The sequence below is a fragment of the Nonomuraea rhizosphaerae genome, assembly GCF_019396405.1.
GTDB lineage: Bacteria > Actinomycetota > Actinomycetes > Streptosporangiales > Streptosporangiaceae > Nonomuraea > Nonomuraea rhizosphaerae.
Genome location: NZ_JAHKRL010000376.1, coordinates 1 through 16,813, shown reverse-complemented (window position 1 = coordinate 16,813; position 16,813 = coordinate 1). Strand labels below are relative to the sequence as shown.

The following is a 16,813-nucleotide window of genomic DNA, read 5'->3' as shown; positions in this document are numbered from 1 at the left end:
CGGGAGGCTTGTTCCATGACTTCGAGGCCCCCCCGGCGGCGCTCGCCGAGGTGCTCGCCGGGGTGGGAGTCGAGTCCGAGATCACCGAGGACATCGCGGGCGCGCTGAGCGAGCCGTCGGAGGTCCAGCTCATCACCGTCAACGCCCTGCGCTGGCAGATGGGCCTGGACCGCTTCGCCGACCTGCGCGAGGAGTGGCGCTTCGAGCTGCCGGCCCAGGCCCGCACCACCCTGCTCGACCATCTCGACCGGGGCGGCGGGCTGCTGTGCATGCACTCGGCGTCCATCTGCTTCGACGACTGGCAGGGCTGGCCGCGCGTGCTCGGCGGCTGCTGGACCTGGCCCAAGTCCCACCACCCGCCGCTGGGCTGGACCGGGGTGCGGGTGCTCGGCGGCCACCCGATCGTCGAGGGCCTGCGCGACTTCGACCTGGTGGACGAGGTCTATAGCGACCTCGACGTGCTGCCGGACGTGCGGCCGCTCGCCTCGTCCAACGGCCAGCCGCTGGTCTGGGCCCGTCCGGTGCGCCGGGGCCGGGTGGTCTACGACGCCCTCGGCCACGACGTCAGGTCGTACGAGAACGAGATCCACCGCACGCTCCTGCAGCGCGCCGCGCTGTGGCTGCTGAAGCGTCCGGTCACGGTGACCGACTGATCCGGGTCCGGAGCAGCGGGTCCGGATCAGCGGGGCCCGGATCAGCGGTCCGGATCAGCGGGACAGGAAGTCGCGGACGGCTCCGGCCAGCTCGCCGGGGACCTCCTCGGCCATGTGGTGGCCGCTGTCCAGGGCGTGACCGCGCACGTCCGGCGCCCAGGTCCGCCAGATCGCCAGCGGGTCGCCGTACAGGTCCTCCACGTCGTCCCTGCTCGCCCACAGGGCCAGCGTGGGGCAGGCGACGCGCCGCCCGGCGGCACGGTCGGCGTCGTCGGCCGCCCGGTCCACGCCCAGGCCCGCGCGGTAGTCCTCGCACATGGCGTGCACGGTTCGCGGGTCGTGGATCGCCCTGCGGTAGTCCTCGTACGCGTCGGCGCCCATCTGCTCGGGACCGTACTTGTACCAGGCGTCGGGGTCGGCGTTGATCATCCGCTCGGCCGGCTTGGCGGTCTGGCCGAGGAAGAACCAGTGCCACCACGACGCGGCGAACCGGGCGTCGCAGCGGGCCAGCGCCTCGCCGATGGGCACGACGTCGAGCACGACGAGGTGCGTCACGGCCTCGGGGTGGTCGAGGGCCAGGCGCTGGGCGACGTACCCGCCGCGGTCGTGGCCGACGACGGCGAACCGGTCGTGGCCCAGCGCGCGCATGAGGGCGACCATGTCGCGGGCCATCACCCGCTTGGAGTACGGCTCGTGGTCGTCGGTGGTGGGCGGCTTGGCCGAGCGCCCGTACCCCCTAGTGTCCGGACATATCACGGTGTGGTGGGGGGCGAGCAGGGCGGCCACGCGATGCCAGGTGGCGTGCGTGCGGGGGTGGCCGTGCAGCAGGAGCACGGGCGGCCCCTCGCCGCCGTGCCGCACGAACAGCTCGGCCTCCCCGACGTCGATCCGCCCGGCCGCGAAGCCGGGGAACAAACGGTCGTCAGTGGTGCTCTCAGGGGCCCGGTCAGTGGCGAGGTCGTTCGACATTCGCCCGCACCTACCCCGTTTTCCGGCCGACCCTCCGCGCCGACTCCGACTCGTGCGCCAGGCGGCGCAGCGTGTCGAACGCCCTGCCGTACAGGACCGTGCCCAGCACCAGCGCCTCCACGGCCGCCTCGCGCGGCCCGTCGAACGGGATGGTGTCCATCTCCACCTCGCTCACCAGCTCCTGGGCCGTGCGCGCGTAGTGCGTCAGGTCGGTGGACAGGCCGAGCTGGCGCAGCCTGACCAGGGTCTGGGCCAGCTCGGCCCGCGTGGGGGCGTTGGGGGTGACGTCCCAGCGCAGCTCGGCGACCAGGGCGTCGACCTCGGCGCGGGCGACCTCCCACTCCTCGCCGGGCTCCGGCTCGACGGCCGGGCCCAGCGCGTACTGGGCGGTGCCGAGCAGGTTGTGCACCGGCAGCGACTCGTCGTCCACCGCCTCGATGATCTGCTTGATCGAGGCCACCGGCAGCCTGCCCACGTCGATCAGCGCCCTGATCAGGCGGAGTCTGCGCAGGTGGGAGTCGTCATACTCGGCCCTGGTGGCGGCGAGCTGCCGGCCCGGGTGCAGCAGGCCCTCGCGCAGGTAGTACTTGATCGTCGCGATCGCCACGCCGGATTCGGCGCTCAGCTCCGAGATGCGCATGATTGGATAATACTGCTATCCAATGACGTGCCCGTCACCCGTGGGAGCGTGCCAGGTGGCGGGCCGCGTGGACCAGGTCATGCACGTCCGCCTGACGGTTCCACAGGAAGACCACCTCCAGCGGCGGGACCTCCTCGGCGATCGGGATGAACGTCAGGCGTTCGGGCACCGGCAGGCCGCCACGGACACAGAGCGTATACCCGGCGCCCGCCTCGACCATGGCCACGGCCGCGTCGTGGGTGGCCGCGCCGGGGGCGAGCCGCGGGCGCAGCCCCAGCCGTACGAACCCCTCCAGGAAGCGGCGCGCGCCCGCCACCGCGTCGGACTCCGGCATGACGAGCGGCTCGGCCGCCAGGTCGGCCAGCGCCAGCTTCTCGGCGGCGGCCAGCCGGTGGTCGCGGGGGAGCAGGGCGAGCACCGGGACACGCTGGATGAGCATGCGGGCCACGCCCCTCGGCAGCGAGCCGGGGGCGTACCCGAGGCCGGCCTGGCAGGTCCCGTCCATGATGGAGATGATCTGCTCGGCGGTGCCCATGGGCGCCACCCGCAGCCTCGACTCCGGCACCTGTGACAGCAGCCGGGCCACCACGTCGCCCAGCCCGTCGGCCACGCCCAGGCGGGCCGTCTGGCCCTTGCCGCGGGCGGCGGTGACGGCGCGCTCGAAGGCGTCCACCGCGACGGTGGCCTGAGCCATGAACACCTCGCCCGCCTCGGTGAGGCGCACACCACTGGACGAGCGGGTGAACAGCTCGACGCCGATCTCCTTCTCCAGTGCCCTGAGCTGCTCGGACAGGGTGGGCTGCGCGATGTGCAGCACGGTCGCCGCGCGGCGCAGGCTGCCCGCCCTGGCGATGGCGATCGCGGAGCGTACGTGGCGTAGATCCATCGCTCACCTCGGCGTATGGGGATGGGCTATCGGATGATCGCACCTCCGTATTACAAAACGGACTAGCTGTTGTGAAGGTGTTCAGTTGCTATGAGGTGACTCGGTCAGGACCTCGGCGTCATGGAACCGACCAGCGGGGGGCCGGGAATTGGTCCCGAGCAAGCGCTTGTGCCTAGATCGCAACCGGGCTACGGTACGGGCGAACACCACAGGCGTCACTCGCCGGGGTGGATCGCGCCCTGCCCTGGCGAGTGACCTGACGCCCGGCACCGCTACGGGAGGCGCATGCAACCCTTCGCCGGCAAGGCGGCCGTGGCCGGCATCGGCATGACCGCGCTCACCCGCGAGTCCGGCCGCTCCGAACTGGACCTGGCGGCCGAGGCGTGCCGCGCGGCCTGCGACGACGCCGGGCTCGCCGCCACGGACGTGGACGCCGTCCTCAGCTACCACATGAACGACTCCGCCCCCGTCGTGCAGGTCGCCAGGACGCTCGGCATCACCCGTCTCGGCTGGCACAACGACATCGCCGGCGGCGGCACCCAGGCGGCCTCCGTCCTCGGCGACGCGGCCATGCTGATCCACTCCGGCCTGGCCAGGAACGTCCTGATCTACCGCGCGCTCAACGGCCGCTCGGGCAAGCGCATGAACACCGCCTCCACCGGCCCCCAGGAGCGGTTCACGTACGGCATGGCCGGGCCGATCCCGCTCTTCGCGCTGGCCGCCACCCGCTACCTCCACGACACCGGCCTCGGCGCCGAGCACCTGCACGCCGTCGTCGCCCAGTCCCGCGACAACGCCAAGACCAACCCGCGCGCGCTGCGCCGGGAGCCGCTGTCGTTCGAGGACTACCTGGCCAAGCCGTACGTGTGCACCCCGCTGCGCACCGCCGACTGCTGCCAGGAGACGGACGGCGCCTGCGCGCTGGTCGTCAGCGCGGTGCTGCCCGGCCCCCGCGTCCAGGCCGTCGTACGCGGCGGCGGCCCCGGCTGCTCGGCCATGGACCGCACCCCGGACGTGACCACGATCTTCTCCGCGCACGTGGCCCCCATGCTGTGGGAGGCATCCGGCATGCGCCCGGCGGACGTGGACGCGGCCCTGCTGTACGACGCGTACTCGTGGCTGGTGCCCCGGCAACTGGAGGACTTCGGCCTCGCCGGGCGGGCGGAGCTGGGGCCGTACCTGCTGGAGCGCCGCCACGCCTGGGTCAACCCGCACGGCGGCCTGCTGTCGGAGGGCTACGTGCACGGCCTGAACAACGTCGCCCAGGCCGTGCGGGAGCTGCGGAACGGCCGTGAGACGGCCCTGGTCACCGGCTTCGGCGGCAGCTACGGCAGCGCGGCGCTGCTGGTCGCCTGAGGTCCGACAAAGCGGGCATGACGCCGCTCGGCCTCCCGCGCGCCCAGGTAGGGGAGAGCCGCCAGCCAGGCGGCCGCCCCCGCGGGGTCTCCCGCGACGCGCACGGTCTCTTCCGTCAGCAGCTCCTCCACGGCCTGCCGGACGGGGCCGTCCAGGGTGAGCACGCCGCCCGCCAGCACCACCGGCCTGCCGCGTTCGTGCACCTGGGAGAGCGTGCGCACCAGCAGGGAGGCCGCCTCGGCCACGATCTCCAGCGCCGCCGGATCCTTCTCCCGCGCCGCCTCGCTGACCAGCGGCGCCAGCTCGGCCAGCGCCAGCGGCGGCCGCTCCTGCACCACGGCCGCCAGCCGCCCGGCGTCGGGCGGGCCGTCCGGCAGCAGCCGCCGCACCACCAGCTCGGCCAGCAACCCGCCCGGCAGCTCACTCGGCTGCCCGTCGAGGAAGCGGATGGCGGCTCGGGCGGCGGCCCGCCCGAGCCAGAAGGCCGACCCCTCGTCGCCGAGCTGCCACCCGTAGCCGTCGGCCGTGGCCATCGGCGCATGGTCGGCGATCCTGGCCGCGATCGCCCCCGTGCCCGAGATCAGCGCCGTCCCCGAGAAAGCGGGCGTGCCCGCCGCGAAGGCCGTGACCACGTCACCCACCTGCGCGACCACGCCCTCGCCGAAGACGCGGTCCACCACCGCCTGCCGCATCACCGCGTTGCCCGCCAGCCCGGCCACCGCCGCCCTCACCCCGCCCGGCCCGGCCACCGCCGCCGTCAGGCCCGGCCCGGCCGCGGCTCCGGTCCCAGCCCCGGTCTCAGCCCCGGCCCCGGTCCCGCCGAGGGCGGCCGTCGCCTGCCGGACCGCCGAGGCCAGGTTCGCGCACGCCGTCTCCAGCCCGAGCGCGACCCCGTTGGCCCCGCCCGCGACCCCGTACCCGACCCGCACTCCCTCCAGGGTGAACAGCGCGGCCCGCGACGACGTGCCACCCGCGTCCACCCCCAGGAACAGCTCTGTCATGTCAATAATTATTGCCGAAAACCCTTGACGAGACCATGCTTCGAGCATAATTTTCATCGCGTGGAACTACTGGCCCGCATCCGGACCGAGCAGCACGACATGCCCGAGGCCCTGCGCAAGGTGGCCGAGGTGATCCTCGGCACCCCGGGCGAGGCGGCGCGGCTGACGATCGTCGACCTCGCCGAGCGCAGCGGCACCTCCACCGCCACGATCACGAGATTCTGCCGGGCGCTGGGCTTCGCCGGCTACGCCGAGCTGCGCGTCGCGATCGCGACCGAGACGGGACGGGTGGCCCAGCAGACCTGGCAGACCGACATCGGCCAGGAGATCCTGCCCGACGACGGTCTCGAACGCGTGGTCAGCGTGGTCTCCGGCAACGACATCCGGCTCATCCAGGAGACCGGCGAGCAGCTCGACCTCGCCGTGGTGGCCAAGGTGGCGCAGGCCATCGCGGGCGCCGGGCGGGTGCTGCTGTTCGGGGTGTCGAGCAGCGCGGCCGTCGCCAGCGAGATGGAGTACCGGCTGCAGCGCATGCGGGTGCCCACCTGGAGCAGGTCCGACGCCCACAGCGCGCTGACCGACGCGGCCCTGCTCGGGCACGGCGACGTGGCCATCGGCATCTCCCACAGCGGCCGGACCCGCGAGGCCATCGAGGTGCTGGCCGAGGCGGGCAGCCACGGCGCGATCACCGTGGCGGTGACCTCGCACCCGAGGTCGCCGCTGGCCGAGGTGGCCGAGCTGGTCCTGACGACGGCGAGCCGCGAGACGACGTTCCGGGCCGACGGGTTCGCGGCCATCCATTCCCAGTTGCTCGTCCTGGACGTCGTGTACGTCTCGGTCGCGCAGAAGACGTACGAGCGCACCAAGCAGGCCTTCGACGTGACCGTCAGGGCGGTGGCCGGACACCGACTCCCGGAAGGGGATATATGACATCAAATGCTGAGACGTACGTCGAGCACGTCACCGGGCTCATGCGCGACATCCAGCGCGATCCGGAGATCAGCCGGGCCGCCGCGCTGTTCACCGAGACGATCGCCAGGGGCGGGGTCATCCACGCGTTCGGCTCGGGTCACTCCGAGGCGGTCGCGATGGAGATCGCCGGCCGGGCCGGCGGCCTCGTGCCCACCAACCGGCTCGCGCTGCGCGACATCGTCCTGTACGGCGGCGCCCCACGCGACGAGCTCGACCGCTACGACCTCGAACGTGACCCGGCCGTCGCCCGCACCATCCTGGAGCACGCGCCGGTCCAGGAGGACGACCTGTTCGTGATCATCTCCAACTCCGGGGTGAACGGCGTCGTCGTCGAGCTGGCCACCCTGGTCAAGCAGCGGGGTCACAGCCTGGTCGCGATCACCTCGCGCGCCCACAGCGACGCGGTCCCGCCGCGTCATCCGTCGGGCCGCAAGCTGTCCGACCTGGCCGACGTGGTGCTCGACAACCGGGCGCCGTACGGCGACTCCGTGCTCCCCCTGCCCGACGGAGGCGCCACCGCGGCCGTCTCCACCATCACCTCCGCCCTGCTCGCCCAGCTCGTGGTGACCGAGACGGTGGACAACCTGATCGAGGCGGGCCAGGTGCCGCCGGTGTACCTCTCGGCCAACGTCCCCGAGGGCGACGCCCACAACCTGAAGCTCGAAGCCCTCTACGCGGGCCGCCTGCGCCGCTCCGCCTGAGCGCGCAGGCACAGCACAAGCACCACCAGCTCAGTTCGGCATGCAACAAACTCGGGGGCCTTTCAACAAGGAGAACCACGCCGTGACCCGAAATGCCGTGAGGGTATTCCTCAGCCTCACCATCCCCCTCTTCCTGGTCGCCGTGGCGCTGATCGCCCCGGCCGACGCCGCTCAGGCCGTGCGCCTGCAGTACAGGACCAGCGCGCCCGGCGCGACCACCGCCCAGGCCGAGCCCTGGTTCCGGCTCCACAACGACGGCACCACCTCGATCGCGCTCAACCAGGTCAAGATCCGCTACTACATCACGGGCTCGGAGACGTACCGCTTCGCCTGCTCGTGGGCGGTCGTGAGCTGCTCGACCGTGACGGGCCAGTTCGTCGCCCAGGCGGGCGGGGCGCAGTTCCTGGAGGTGGGCTTCACCTCCGGCACGCTCGCCCCGGGCACCAACACCGGTGACCTGCAGTTACGCTTCTACCGCGCCGACTGGCAGAACTTCACCCAGAGCGACGACTACTCCTACGGCGCGCAGACCTCGTACGGCAACTGGGACAAGGTGACCGTCTACGTCAACGGTCAGCTCGCCTGGGGCACCCCCACCGGGTCCACCCCGACGGACCCGCCGCCCACCGACCCGCCCCCCGGCAACTCGCAGGGCGTGCTGTTCGACGACTTCAGCTACACCAACTCCGCCGACCCTCGCCTGTCCCAGCGCGGCTGGACCGTGCGCTCCAGCTCCGGCGGCCCCGGCGTGCCGGGCGCGACCTGGTCGCCGTCGGCGGTCACCTTCCCGGGCGGCCTGCTGACGCTCGACTCCTCCACCAACGGCACCGGCTCGGGCACCGTGCAGACGGAGCTGTCCACCTCCGCCCGCAAGTTCCGCGAGGGCACGTACGGGGCCAGGGTGCGCTTCAGCGACGCCCCCACCAGCGGGCCCGACGGTGAGCACATCGTGCAGACGTTCTTCACCATCACCCCGCTCAACTTCAACATGGACCCCAACTACGGCGAGCTGGACTTCGAGTACCTGCCCAACGGCGGCTGGGGCGAGCCCGGCAACATCCTCTACACGACGAGCTGGGAAACCTACCAGGCCGAGCCCTGGCAGGCGGTCAACACCCACACGGAGGAGCGGACCAGCTTCAGCGGCTGGCACGACCTGGTGATCCAGGTCAGCGGCGGGCGGATGAAGTACTACGTGGACGGTCGCCTGTTCGCCGACCACGGCGACATCTACTACCCCGAGACGCCCATGTGGATCATGTTCAACCAGTGGTTCATCGACCTCCAGGGCGGCAGCACCCCGCGCACCTACCGCCAGCAGGTGGACTGGGTCTACCACAGCAAGGGTGAGGTCGTCCCGCCCGCCACCGTGGTGAGCAGGGTCAACGCCTTCCGCACCGCGGGCACCGCCTTCCAGGACACAGTCCCGGCCTCCTGAGAAACCGGAAGTGACGAACGATGAAGTACCGCATCCTGGCCCTCGCCGCTGTCCTCGCGGTGAGCGCGTGCGGGTCCGATGCCCAGCCGAGCGCCCAGCCGGGCGCTTCGGCGGCACCGGCCAAGCTGACCGTCTGGATCATGGACGGCAGCGTCACCCAGGACCTCCTGAAGAAGTTCGAGACGGAGTACGAGACCGCCCACAAGGGCGTCGACCTCACCATCCAGATCCAGGCCTGGGACGGCATCGGCGAGCGGGTGACCGCGGCCCTGGCCAGCACCGACGCCCCTGACGTGATCGAGGTCGGCAACACCCAGGTCGCCCAGTACTCCGCCAGCGGCGGCGTCACGGACCTGACCGCCAAGGTGGCCGACCTCAAGGGCGAGGACTGGCTGCCCGGCCTGGCCGAGCCGGGCAAGATCGACGGCAAGCAGTACGGCGTCCCCTGGTACGCCGCCAACCGCGTGGTCCTCTACAACAAGGACGTGTGGGGCAAGACCAAGATCCCCACGACTCGCGACGAGTGGCTAGAAGTCACGAAAAATCTGAATAAGGGGGCGAATCAGGGCATCTATCTGACCGGTCAGACCTGGTACGCCCTCGCGGGCTTCGTCTGGGACGAGGGCGGCGACCTGGCCGTCCAGGAGGGCGGCAAGTGGAAGGGCGCCCTCGACACCCCGCAGGCCCTGGCCGGCATGGAGTTCTACAAGCAGCTCCAGGCCCTCGGCAAGGGCCCGAAGGACGCCGACGAGGCCAACCCGCCCCAGCACGAGGTGTTCGCCCAGGGCAAGGCGGCCCAGATCATCGCCGTACCCGGGGCCGCCGCGCGCGTCCTGGAGGTCGCGCCCGAGATGAAGGACAAGATCGGCTACTTCCCCATCCCGGGCAAGACCGCCGACAAGACCGGCACCGTCTTCACCGGCGGCTCCGACCTGATCATCCCGGTCGCCTCCAAGCACCAGGACGAGGCGTACGAGCTGGTCAAGGCCCTGGCGGGGGAGCAGTTCCAGACCGAGCTGGCCAAGGCCATGAGCTTCGTCCCGAACCGCACCTCGCTGGCCGGCGTGCTCAGCGGTGACGAGGGCACCGCCGCCATGGCCAAGGCCGCCGCCAACGGCCGCGCCACCCCCAACACGCCCAACTGGGCCGCCGTCGAGGCCACCTCCGTCATCAAGCAGTACATGACGGCCGTCCTCACCGGCGGCGACCCGGCCGCGGAGGCGAAGAAGGTATCCGACGCGATCACGACCACTCTCAACGCCAAGTGAGGAAGCTCTGGCCCTACCTGCTCATCGCGCCGACGGTGGCCGGTGGGGCCTTTCTCCTGCTCTATCCGCTGCTCAAGGCGGCCCTCATCTCGTTCCAGCACTTCCGCATGGGCGAGCTCATCAGGGGTGGGGCCGCCTTCGCCGGGCTGGACAACTACGCCGAGCTGCTGTCCGGCGAGGAGTTCTGGCAGGTGGTGCTGCGCACGGTCGTCTGGACCGCGGTGAACGTGGTGCTCATCGTGGTCCTGTCCACGGGCGTGGCCCTCATGCTCGTCCGCCTGCGCCGCGGCCTGCGCCTGGCCGTGATGAGCGGGCTCGCGCTGGCCTGGGCGACGCCGGTCATCGCGGCCACCACCGTCTTCCAGTGGCTGTTCCAGTCGGAGCTGGGCGTGGTCAACTGGCTGCTGGTCACGCTCGGCCTGGACGGCTTCCGCGGCTACACCTGGTTCGCCGACGGCACCGCCACGTTCGTGGTGCTGGTGGTGCTGGTCGTGTGGCAGTCGGTGCCGTTCGCCGCGCTCACCCTGTACGCGGGCCTGACGACGATCCCGGCGGAGCTGTACGAGTCGGCCAGGATCGACGGCGGCACCGGCTGGCAGGTCTTCAGCAGGATCACCGTGCCCATACTCCGGCAGCTGTTCGCCCTGGTCACCTCGCTGGAGATCATCTGGGTGGCCAAGTGCTTCCCGCAGATCTGGGTGCTCAGCCAGGGCGGCCCCGACAACGCCACGACGACGCTGCCCGTGTACGCGTTCAAGATCGCCAGGGTCCTGCACCGGTACGACCTGGGCTCGGCCGTCGCCATGCTCACCGTCGTCATCCTGGCCGTGGCCCTGATCAGCAACCTGCGAAGGATGGTGCGCACATGAACAGGGGCCGCCGGCGCCTCAAACGGCTCGCGCTCAACACCGCGGCGGTGATCGTGCTGGCGACCACGGTCTTCCCCGTCTACTGGATGTTCCTCACCGCGTTCAAGCCCACCCGGGACATCCAGGCGGCGACCCCCACGTTCTGGCCCGCCCACCCCACCCTCGAACACTTCGCCACCGCCGTCTCCGCGCCGGGCTTCTGGGTCTACTGGCGCAACAGCCTCGTCGTGACCGTGGTCGCGGTGCTGCTCGCGCTGGTCGTGGCGCTGCTGGCGGCGTTCGCGGTGTCCCGGATGCGCTGGCGCGGCAAGGGCGTCTTCGTCGTCGCGGTGTTCGCCGCCCAGATGGCGCCGTGGGAGGCGCTGCTGGTGCCGGTGTTCATCATCGCCAGGGACACCGAGCTGCTCGACTCACTGGCCATGCTCACCGGCGTCTACTTCATGATCACGCTGCCGTTCACGATCGTGACGCTGCGCGGGTTCCTGGAGGCGATCCCGCTGGAGCTGGAGGAGGCGGCCCAGGTGGACGGGTGCGGCCGGATGGCGGCGTTCCGGCGGGTGGTCTTCCCGCTGCTGGCGCCGGGATTGATGGCGACCTCGCTGTTCGGGTTCATCACCGCGTGGAACGAGTTCGCGTTCGTGAACGTGCTGATCATCAAGGACCAGGAGCGGCGGACGCTGCCGGTGTGGCTGTCGTCGTTCCGCGACGTGTTCGGCACGGACTGGGGCGCGACGATGGCCGCGGCCAGCCTGTTCGCGCTGCCGGCGCTGCTGCTGTTCCTGTTCCTGCAACGCCGGGTCGGCACCGGGATGACGGCGGGGGCGGTCAAGGGCTGAGCGCGGGCCCGCGGGAGCCGCGCGGCTCGCAGGGGATGCGCGGCCCTCAACGGCCCTCGGCGGCCCTCAGCGGCCGGCGGTGAACACCGGGTGCAGCCGCTCCGGCTGCTCCAGCAGGTCGCGCGCCGCCAGCCAGGCAGCCGCGCCGGCCGCGTCGCCCGCCGTGGCCACCTCCGTGGTGCCCTCTGTAGCGTCCTGCTGCCCGGCCGGCGAGTTCTGCCCGGCCAAGGGGCCCTGCCCGGCCAGCAGGTTCCGCACGGCCTCGCGTACCGGCCCCTCGCTGGTCAGCACGCTGCCGGCGAGCACCACCGGCCCGCCCCGGTGCACCCGGCCGACCGTGGCGACCAGATGCTCGGCGGCCTGCCCGACGATGCCCAGCGCCAGCGGGTCGCCCGCCGACGCGGCCTGGCTGACCAGCGCCGACAGGGCGGCCAGCCGCATGTGGTCGGCCTGCGCCAGCCGCACGATCCGGTCGGCCGTGTCGCGCGGCGTCCACGCGTCGCCGCCGGCCACGTCCGGGGCGCCCGGCACCCGAGCGACCGGCCCGTCGTCGGCGCCCAGGAAGTGGTCCACGACCAGCTCGACCAGCACGCCGCCGGTGGCGCCCCGGTCGAGCGCGGCGACCACGGCCTTGGCCGCCGCCCGGCCGATCCAGAACCCCGACCCCGCGTCCCCGAGCAGCCAGCCCAGCCCGTCGGCGACCGCCGCCAGCCGGTGGCCGGTGATCCTGGCCGCGACCGCGCCCGTGCCCGACAGCAGCAGCGACCCGTCGGGCGACGGGGAGCCCGCGACGTAGCCGATCAGCACGTCGCCGGTGATCCGCGGCCCCGCGGCGATCCCGTGCTCGGCCCACACCTTGGCCAGCGCGGGCTCCAGCGCGTCCACGCCGCCCGCCACCCCGGCCAGCGAGGCCGCGACGGCCGAGGCGTCCAGGCCCGCCACGGCGCGCTCCAGCGCGGCGGCGACGGAGGCCACCGCGCCGGCCAGCCCGCGGGCGCTGGGGTTGCCCGGACCCGCCTTGGCGTAGCCGACCCGGGTCCCGTCGAGAGCGTGCACGGCCACGCGCGTGGACGTGGCACCAGCGTCGACACCGATCACGAGCGATTTGGTCACGGTCCGATTGTGGGTCTTGACTCGACCGTGAAGCAAGAATAATTTTCGGCGGAAGACCGGGTATTCGGAAGGAATATTCGTGACTTCAGGAGCCCTCGGGCGTGTGGAAACAGAGCTACCCGGTTTGCCGGAGGCGCTGCGCAGAGTGGGCGAGGTGATCCTCGGCGATCCCGCCGAGGCCGCCCGTTCGACGATCATCGCGCTGGCCGAGCGGGCCGGCAGCTCGCCCGCCACCGTGACCAGGTTCTGCCGGGCCTTCGGCTTCTCCGGGTACGCCGAGCTGCGCGTGGCCCTGGCCACCGAGACCGGCAGGGCCGCGCAGGCGGGCTGGGGCGCGGGCGTGGGGCACGAGATCGGCCCCGACGACCCGCTGGACGCCGCGGTCGAGGTGATGGCCGCGGCCGACGCCCGGCTGATCCAGGACACCTCCGCCCAGCTCGACTGCGACATCGTCGCCCAGGTCGCCGACGCCCTCATCGCCGCCCGCCGGGTGCTCCTGGTGGGCGTGTCCACCAGCGGGAACGTCGCCATGATGTTCGAGGGCCGGCTGCGCCGCATCGGCATCCCGAGCTGGAGCTCCGGAGACGCGCACGTGGCGCTGTCCGACGCCGCGCTGCTGGGCCCCAGCGACGTGGCGATCGGCATCAGCCACCGGGGGCGCACCCGCGAGGTCATGGAGACGCTGGTCGAGGCGTCTAGCCACGGCGCGCTGACGGTCGCCGTCACCTCGTTCGCCCGCTCGCCGCTGGCCGAGCTGGCCGATCTGGTGCTGACCACGGCCAGCAGGGAGACGACGTTCCGGCTCGGCGGGCTGGCGGCCGTGCACTCGCAGCTGTTCGTGCTCGACGCCATCTACGTGGCGGTCGCGCAACGCACCTACGAGCGCACGAACGAGGCGTTCGAGCGCACGATCAGCGCCGTGGAGAGCCATCGGGTGGAGAGAGGCTGAATGACGTTCGCAACAAAGGCCCTGGAGCTGGCACACCAGGTCGTGCAGACCCAGGCGGAGCAGGTCAGCGCCGCCGCCGCGCTGTTCGTCGCGTCCCTGCGGGCGGGCGGCGTGGTCAACGCGTTCGGGTCCGGGCACTCCGAGGCCATCGCCATGGAGATCGCCGGACGGGCCGGAGGGCTGGTGCCCAGCAACCGGCTCACCCCGCGCGACCTCGTCCTGTACGGCGGCGAGCCGCCCGGCGTGCTGACCTCGGAGCTGGAGCGCGACCCGTCGATCGCGCACCGGATCTACGGGCTGGCCCCGGTCGAGCCGCAGGACGTGTTCGTGATCATCTCCAGCTCGGGCGTCAACGGCACCGTGGTCGAGCTGGCCACGATCGTCAAGGAGCGCGGCCACCCGCTGATCGCGCTGACCTCGGTCGAGCACAGCACGCGGATGACCTCACGCCACCCGTCCGGCGGCAAGCTGCTCGACGTGGCCGACGTCGTCCTGGACAACGGGGCGCCGTACGGCGACTCGATCCTCGAACTGCCCGGCGGCGGCGCGTACGGCGCGATCTCGACGATCACCTCGGCGCTGCTCGCGCAGATGGTGGTGACCGAGGCGGTGGACGAGCTGGTACGGCTCGGCGAGACGCCGCCCATCTACCTGTCGGCGAACATCGCCGGCGGCGACGAGCACAACAGGGCGCTGGAGAGCCGCTACGCGGGCCGCATCCGGCGTGGAGCATGAACTAGTCAGGAGTAGACATAATGCCTAACACCCCCCATGAGATCACCCGGCGGCAGCTCCTGCGCGGCGCCGCCCTCGTCCCGGCGGCGGGCCTGCTCGCCGCCTGCGCCACCCCCGCCGCCAAGCCGACGTCCTCCTCGTCGGCCGCTCCCGTGGCGACCAGCGCGGCCAACCCGTTCGGCGTCGCCGACGGCAAGCCGCTGGAGATCTGGATCTTCGACGGCGGCTTCGGCCAGGACTACGCCAAGAACATCCACGAACCTCTGTTCAAGGCCAAGTACCCCAAGAGCGAGATCAAGCACAACGCCACCAAGGAGATCACCAAGGTCCTGCAGCCGCGCTTCGCGGGCGGCAACCCGCCGGACGTGATCGACAACTCCGGCGCCGGCGCCATGGACTTCGGCGCGCTCGCCCAGGACGGCCAGCTCCTGGACCTCGCCCCGCTGCTCGACGCCCCGAGCTGGGACGACCCCAGCACCAAGGTCCGTGACACCCTCGACCCGGCCGTCATCGACCTGGGCACCTTCGACGGCAAGTTCAGCGTCCTCGGCTACGTCAACTACATCTTCGGCATCTGGTACTCGCAGAAGGCGTTCAAGGACAACGGCTGGGAGATCCCCAAGACGTGGGACGACTTCCTCAAGCTCTGCGAGACGATCAAGAAGTCCGGCAAGATGGCGCCCTTCACCTACGCCGGGAAGTTCCCCCAGTACCTGTACGAGCCGCTGCTGACCATGGCGGCCAAGATCGGCGGCCCCGAGGTCCTGGTCAACCTGGACAACCTGGAGGACGGCGCCTGGACCGCCGAGCCGATGAAGACCGCCGCCACCGCCTGGGCCGAGATCGGCGCCAAGTACCTCATGGAGGGCACCGCCGGCCTCGACCACGTCCAGACCCAGACCGCCCAGAACAAGTACAAGGTCGCCATGCTGCCCTCCGGCTCCTGGCTGGAGAACGAGCAGAAGACCACCACCCCGCCGGACTTCGACTACGGCATGTTCCCGGTCCCCGACTTCACCAGCAGTGACAAGCTGCCCTACGGCACCCTGCACAGCTCGCCCGCCGAGAACTTCATCGTCCCGGCCAAGGCCGCCAACCCGCAGGGCGGCGTGGAGTACCTGCGCGCGATGCTGTCGAAGAAGGCGGCCGGCGACTTCAGCGAGCTGGTCAAGACCGTCTCCACGGTCAAGGGCGCGGGCGAGGGCCGCCAGCTGTCCCCGGGCGCCGCCAGCGCCACCGCCGCCTACCAGGCCGCGGGCGCCAACATCGTCTACTACCGCTGGCAGGGCTGGTACGCCCAGCTCAAGGACGAGGCCATCGCCGCCACCGGCGAGCTGATGACCGGCGGCCTCACCCCGGACAAGTACCTGGAGCGCCTGCAGAAGAAGTCCGACGAGATCAAGGCCGACTCCTCGATCAAGAAGTACAAGCGCGCATGATCTTCAACAGGTATCGCCGAGGGCTGTTCATCACCGCGTTCCTGGCAGCCCCGGTGACCCTTTACCTGGTGTACGTCATCGCGCCGTACATCCAGGCGTTCTACATCGCCATGACCGACTGGCGCGGCGTGACGGCCACCCCGAACTTCGTCGGCCTGGACAACTTCGTCCGCCTGTTCGGCGACGGGACCTTCTGGAAGGCGGTCACGCACAACATCGGGCTGCTCGTGCTGCTGCCGCTGATCACGATCGTCATCGCGCTGTTCTTCGCGTTCCTGCTCAACGTGGGCGGCGCGAGCGGCGTGACGGGCATCCGCGGGTCGAAGTTCTACCGGGTGGTCTTCTTCTTCCCGCAGGTGCTGGCCGTCGCGGTGGTGGCGGTGCTGTTCCAGCAGGTGTTCCGGCCCGACGGCAGCGGCATGCTGAACGGGCCGCTGATGGCGCTCGGCGTCAAGCCGATCGGCTTCCTGTCCGACCCCGGCGTGGCCTTCTGGTCGGTGCTGGGCGTCATGGTGTGGCAGGCGGTCGGCTTCTACGTGGTGCTGTTCTCCGCCGGGCTCGCCTCCATCCCGCGCGACATGTTCGAGGCGGCGCAGATCGACGGGGCCGGCCGGCTGAACATGTTCTTCCGGATCACGCTGCCGCTGCTGTGGGACACCGTGCAGGTGGCGTGGGTCTACCTCGGGATCCTGGCGCTGGACGTGTTCGCGATCGTCTGGGTGATGACCGACCAGCACGGCGGCCCCGACTGGTCCACGACGGTCATGGCCGCCGAGATCTACCGGAACGCCTTCCAGTACTTCCGCTTCGGGTACGCCTCGGCCCTGGGCGTCATCATGTTCTTCTTCACCGTCGGCTTCGCGCTCCTGTCGCTGCGTCTTTCCAGGCGCGAACGAATCGAGTACTGATGGCAACGTTGCTGACACCGACGGCGTCCGCCTCGCGGCGGGAGATCCGCGAGGAGCGACGGCGCCGCCTCGGGCCGCTC

Annotated in this window: 17 protein-coding genes; 12 read left to right on the top strand and 5 right to left on the bottom strand. The window is 71.4% G+C overall.

The window, feature by feature from the left end; genetic code table 11:
- On the top strand, positions 1-653 hold a 653-nt coding region (locus KME77_RS19250; RefSeq protein ID WP_219469564.1), incomplete at its 5' end, for a ThuA domain-containing protein.
- A gap of 54 nt (positions 654-707) precedes the next feature.
- On the opposite strand, the gene KME77_RS19245 is transcribed toward KME77_RS19250, so the two are convergent.
- The 3 genes from KME77_RS19245 to KME77_RS19235 are packed head-to-tail and all read right to left on the bottom strand — an operon-like array spanning position 708 to position 3,148.
- Positions 708-1,622: an alpha/beta fold hydrolase gene (locus KME77_RS19245; protein WP_443679656.1), complete on the bottom strand. Its 915-nt coding sequence runs from the start codon at positions 1,620-1,622 to the stop codon at positions 708-710.
- A gap of 10 nt (positions 1,623-1,632) precedes the next feature.
- Positions 1,633-2,262, bottom strand: coding sequence for a MerR family transcriptional regulator (locus KME77_RS19240; RefSeq protein ID WP_219469561.1), 630 nt, complete (start codon positions 2,260-2,262; stop codon positions 1,633-1,635).
- Between the two features lie 34 nt (positions 2,263-2,296).
- The gene (locus tag KME77_RS19235) at positions 2,297-3,148 is read right to left on the bottom strand and encodes a LysR family transcriptional regulator (RefSeq protein WP_219469558.1); all 852 of its coding nucleotides are present in this window, start codon (positions 3,146-3,148) and stop codon (positions 2,297-2,299) included.
- Between the two features lie 285 nt (positions 3,149-3,433).
- Here KME77_RS19235 and KME77_RS19230 point away from each other — a divergent pair, with 285 nt between their 5' ends.
- Entirely contained in the window at positions 3,434-4,504 is a 1,071-nt protein-coding gene (locus KME77_RS19230) for a thiolase C-terminal domain-containing protein (RefSeq protein ID WP_219469556.1), read from the top strand.
- Here the strand turns inward: KME77_RS19230 and KME77_RS19225 are convergent.
- Positions 4,474-5,505 (bottom strand): N-acetylglucosamine kinase, encoded by a 1,032-nt coding sequence (locus tag KME77_RS19225; RefSeq protein ID WP_219469552.1) that lies wholly within the window; start codon positions 5,503-5,505, stop codon positions 4,474-4,476. The genes KME77_RS19230 and KME77_RS19225 overlap by 31 nt on opposite strands.
- A 60-nt stretch (positions 5,506-5,565) precedes the next feature.
- Here KME77_RS19225 and KME77_RS19220 point away from each other — a divergent pair, with 60 nt between their 5' ends.
- The 6 genes from KME77_RS19220 (at position 5,566) to KME77_RS19195 (ending at position 11,589) form a co-directional block, all read left to right on the top strand.
- On the top strand, positions 5,566-6,435 hold the full coding sequence (locus tag KME77_RS19220; protein ID WP_308250777.1) for a MurR/RpiR family transcriptional regulator: 870 nt from the start codon (positions 5,566-5,568) through the stop codon (positions 6,433-6,435).
- On the top strand, positions 6,432-7,178 hold the full coding sequence (locus KME77_RS19215; protein ID WP_219469549.1) for a sugar isomerase domain-containing protein: 747 nt from the start codon (positions 6,432-6,434) through the stop codon (positions 7,176-7,178). The genes KME77_RS19220 and KME77_RS19215 overlap by 4 nt, the downstream gene beginning before the upstream one ends.
- A gap of 97 nt (positions 7,179-7,275) precedes the next feature.
- Positions 7,276-8,616 (top strand): cellulose binding domain-containing protein, encoded by a 1,341-nt coding sequence (locus KME77_RS19210; RefSeq protein WP_308250776.1) that lies wholly within the window; start codon positions 7,276-7,278, stop codon positions 8,614-8,616.
- 20 nt (positions 8,617-8,636) lie between these two features.
- On the top strand, positions 8,637-9,884 hold the full coding sequence (locus KME77_RS19205) for an extracellular solute-binding protein (protein ID WP_219469543.1): 1,248 nt from the start codon (positions 8,637-8,639) through the stop codon (positions 9,882-9,884).
- The gene (locus KME77_RS19200) at positions 9,881-10,753 is read left to right on the top strand and encodes a carbohydrate ABC transporter permease (protein WP_308250775.1); all 873 of its coding nucleotides are present in this window, start codon (positions 9,881-9,883) and stop codon (positions 10,751-10,753) included. The genes KME77_RS19205 and KME77_RS19200 overlap by 4 nt, the downstream gene beginning before the upstream one ends.
- Positions 10,750-11,589 carry a carbohydrate ABC transporter permease gene (locus KME77_RS19195; protein ID WP_219469539.1) on the top strand — a complete coding sequence of 280 codons (840 nt, stop codon included), beginning with the start codon at positions 10,750-10,752 and terminating at the stop codon, positions 11,587-11,589. Before KME77_RS19200 ends, KME77_RS19195 begins: the two co-directional genes overlap by 4 nt.
- 66 nt (positions 11,590-11,655) lie before the next feature.
- On the opposite strand, the gene KME77_RS19190 is transcribed toward KME77_RS19195, so the two are convergent.
- A complete protein-coding gene (locus tag KME77_RS19190) occupies positions 11,656-12,702 on the bottom strand; it encodes an N-acetylglucosamine kinase (protein WP_219469536.1) in 1,047 nt (348 codons plus the stop codon).
- Positions 12,703-12,805: 103 nt separating this feature from the next.
- Between KME77_RS19190 and KME77_RS19185 the strand changes: the two genes are divergently transcribed.
- From KME77_RS19185 to KME77_RS19170, 4 genes are read left to right on the top strand one after another with little or no spacing between them, the layout of a single operon-like run.
- Positions 12,806-13,651 carry a MurR/RpiR family transcriptional regulator gene (locus KME77_RS19185; RefSeq protein WP_308250774.1) on the top strand — a complete coding sequence of 282 codons (846 nt, stop codon included), beginning with the start codon at positions 12,806-12,808 and terminating at the stop codon, positions 13,649-13,651.
- Positions 13,652-14,386, top strand: coding sequence for a sugar isomerase domain-containing protein (locus tag KME77_RS19180; RefSeq protein ID WP_219469534.1), 735 nt, complete (start codon positions 13,652-13,654; stop codon positions 14,384-14,386). It begins immediately after the preceding gene.
- Positions 14,387-14,406: 20 nt separating this feature from the next.
- Positions 14,407-15,825 (top strand): N-acetylglucosamine/diacetylchitobiose ABC transporter substrate-binding protein, encoded by a 1,419-nt coding sequence (gene ngcE / locus KME77_RS19175; protein WP_219469531.1) that lies wholly within the window; start codon positions 14,407-14,409, stop codon positions 15,823-15,825.
- The gene (locus tag KME77_RS19170; protein ID WP_219469528.1) at positions 15,822-16,733 is read left to right on the top strand and encodes a carbohydrate ABC transporter permease; all 912 of its coding nucleotides are present in this window, start codon (positions 15,822-15,824) and stop codon (positions 16,731-16,733) included. Before ngcE ends, KME77_RS19170 begins: the two co-directional genes overlap by 4 nt.
- Positions 16,734-16,813 lie beyond the last annotated feature (80 nt).

Bases quoted from the DNA above. Each gene is read 5' to 3' on its own strand.
- KME77_RS19235 (WP_219469558.1), bottom strand. From the start codon at position 3,148: ATGGATCTACGCCACGTACGCTCCGCGATCGCCATCGCCAGGGCGGGC.
- ngcE (WP_219469531.1), top strand. From the start codon at position 14,407: ATGCCTAACACCCCCCATGAGATCACCCGGCGGCAGCTCCTGCGCGGC.
- KME77_RS19225 (WP_219469552.1), bottom strand. From the start codon at position 5,505: ATGACAGAGCTGTTCCTGGGGGTGGACGCGGGTGGCACGTCGTCGCGG.
- KME77_RS19170 (WP_219469528.1), top strand. From the start codon at position 15,822: ATGATCTTCAACAGGTATCGCCGAGGGCTGTTCATCACCGCGTTCCTG.
- KME77_RS19245 (WP_443679656.1), bottom strand. From the start codon at position 1,622: ATGTCGAACGACCTCGCCACTGACCGGGCCCCTGAGAGCACCACTGAC.
- KME77_RS19215 (WP_219469549.1), top strand. From the start codon at position 6,432: ATGACATCAAATGCTGAGACGTACGTCGAGCACGTCACCGGGCTCATG.
- KME77_RS19180 (WP_219469534.1), top strand. From the start codon at position 13,652: ATGACGTTCGCAACAAAGGCCCTGGAGCTGGCACACCAGGTCGTGCAG.
- KME77_RS19240 (WP_219469561.1), bottom strand. From the start codon at position 2,262: ATGCGCATCTCGGAGCTGAGCGCCGAATCCGGCGTGGCGATCGCGACG.
- KME77_RS19205 (WP_219469543.1), top strand. From the start codon at position 8,637: ATGAAGTACCGCATCCTGGCCCTCGCCGCTGTCCTCGCGGTGAGCGCG.
- KME77_RS19230 (WP_219469556.1), top strand. From the start codon at position 3,434: ATGCAACCCTTCGCCGGCAAGGCGGCCGTGGCCGGCATCGGCATGACC.
- KME77_RS19195 (WP_219469539.1), top strand. From the start codon at position 10,750: ATGAACAGGGGCCGCCGGCGCCTCAAACGGCTCGCGCTCAACACCGCG.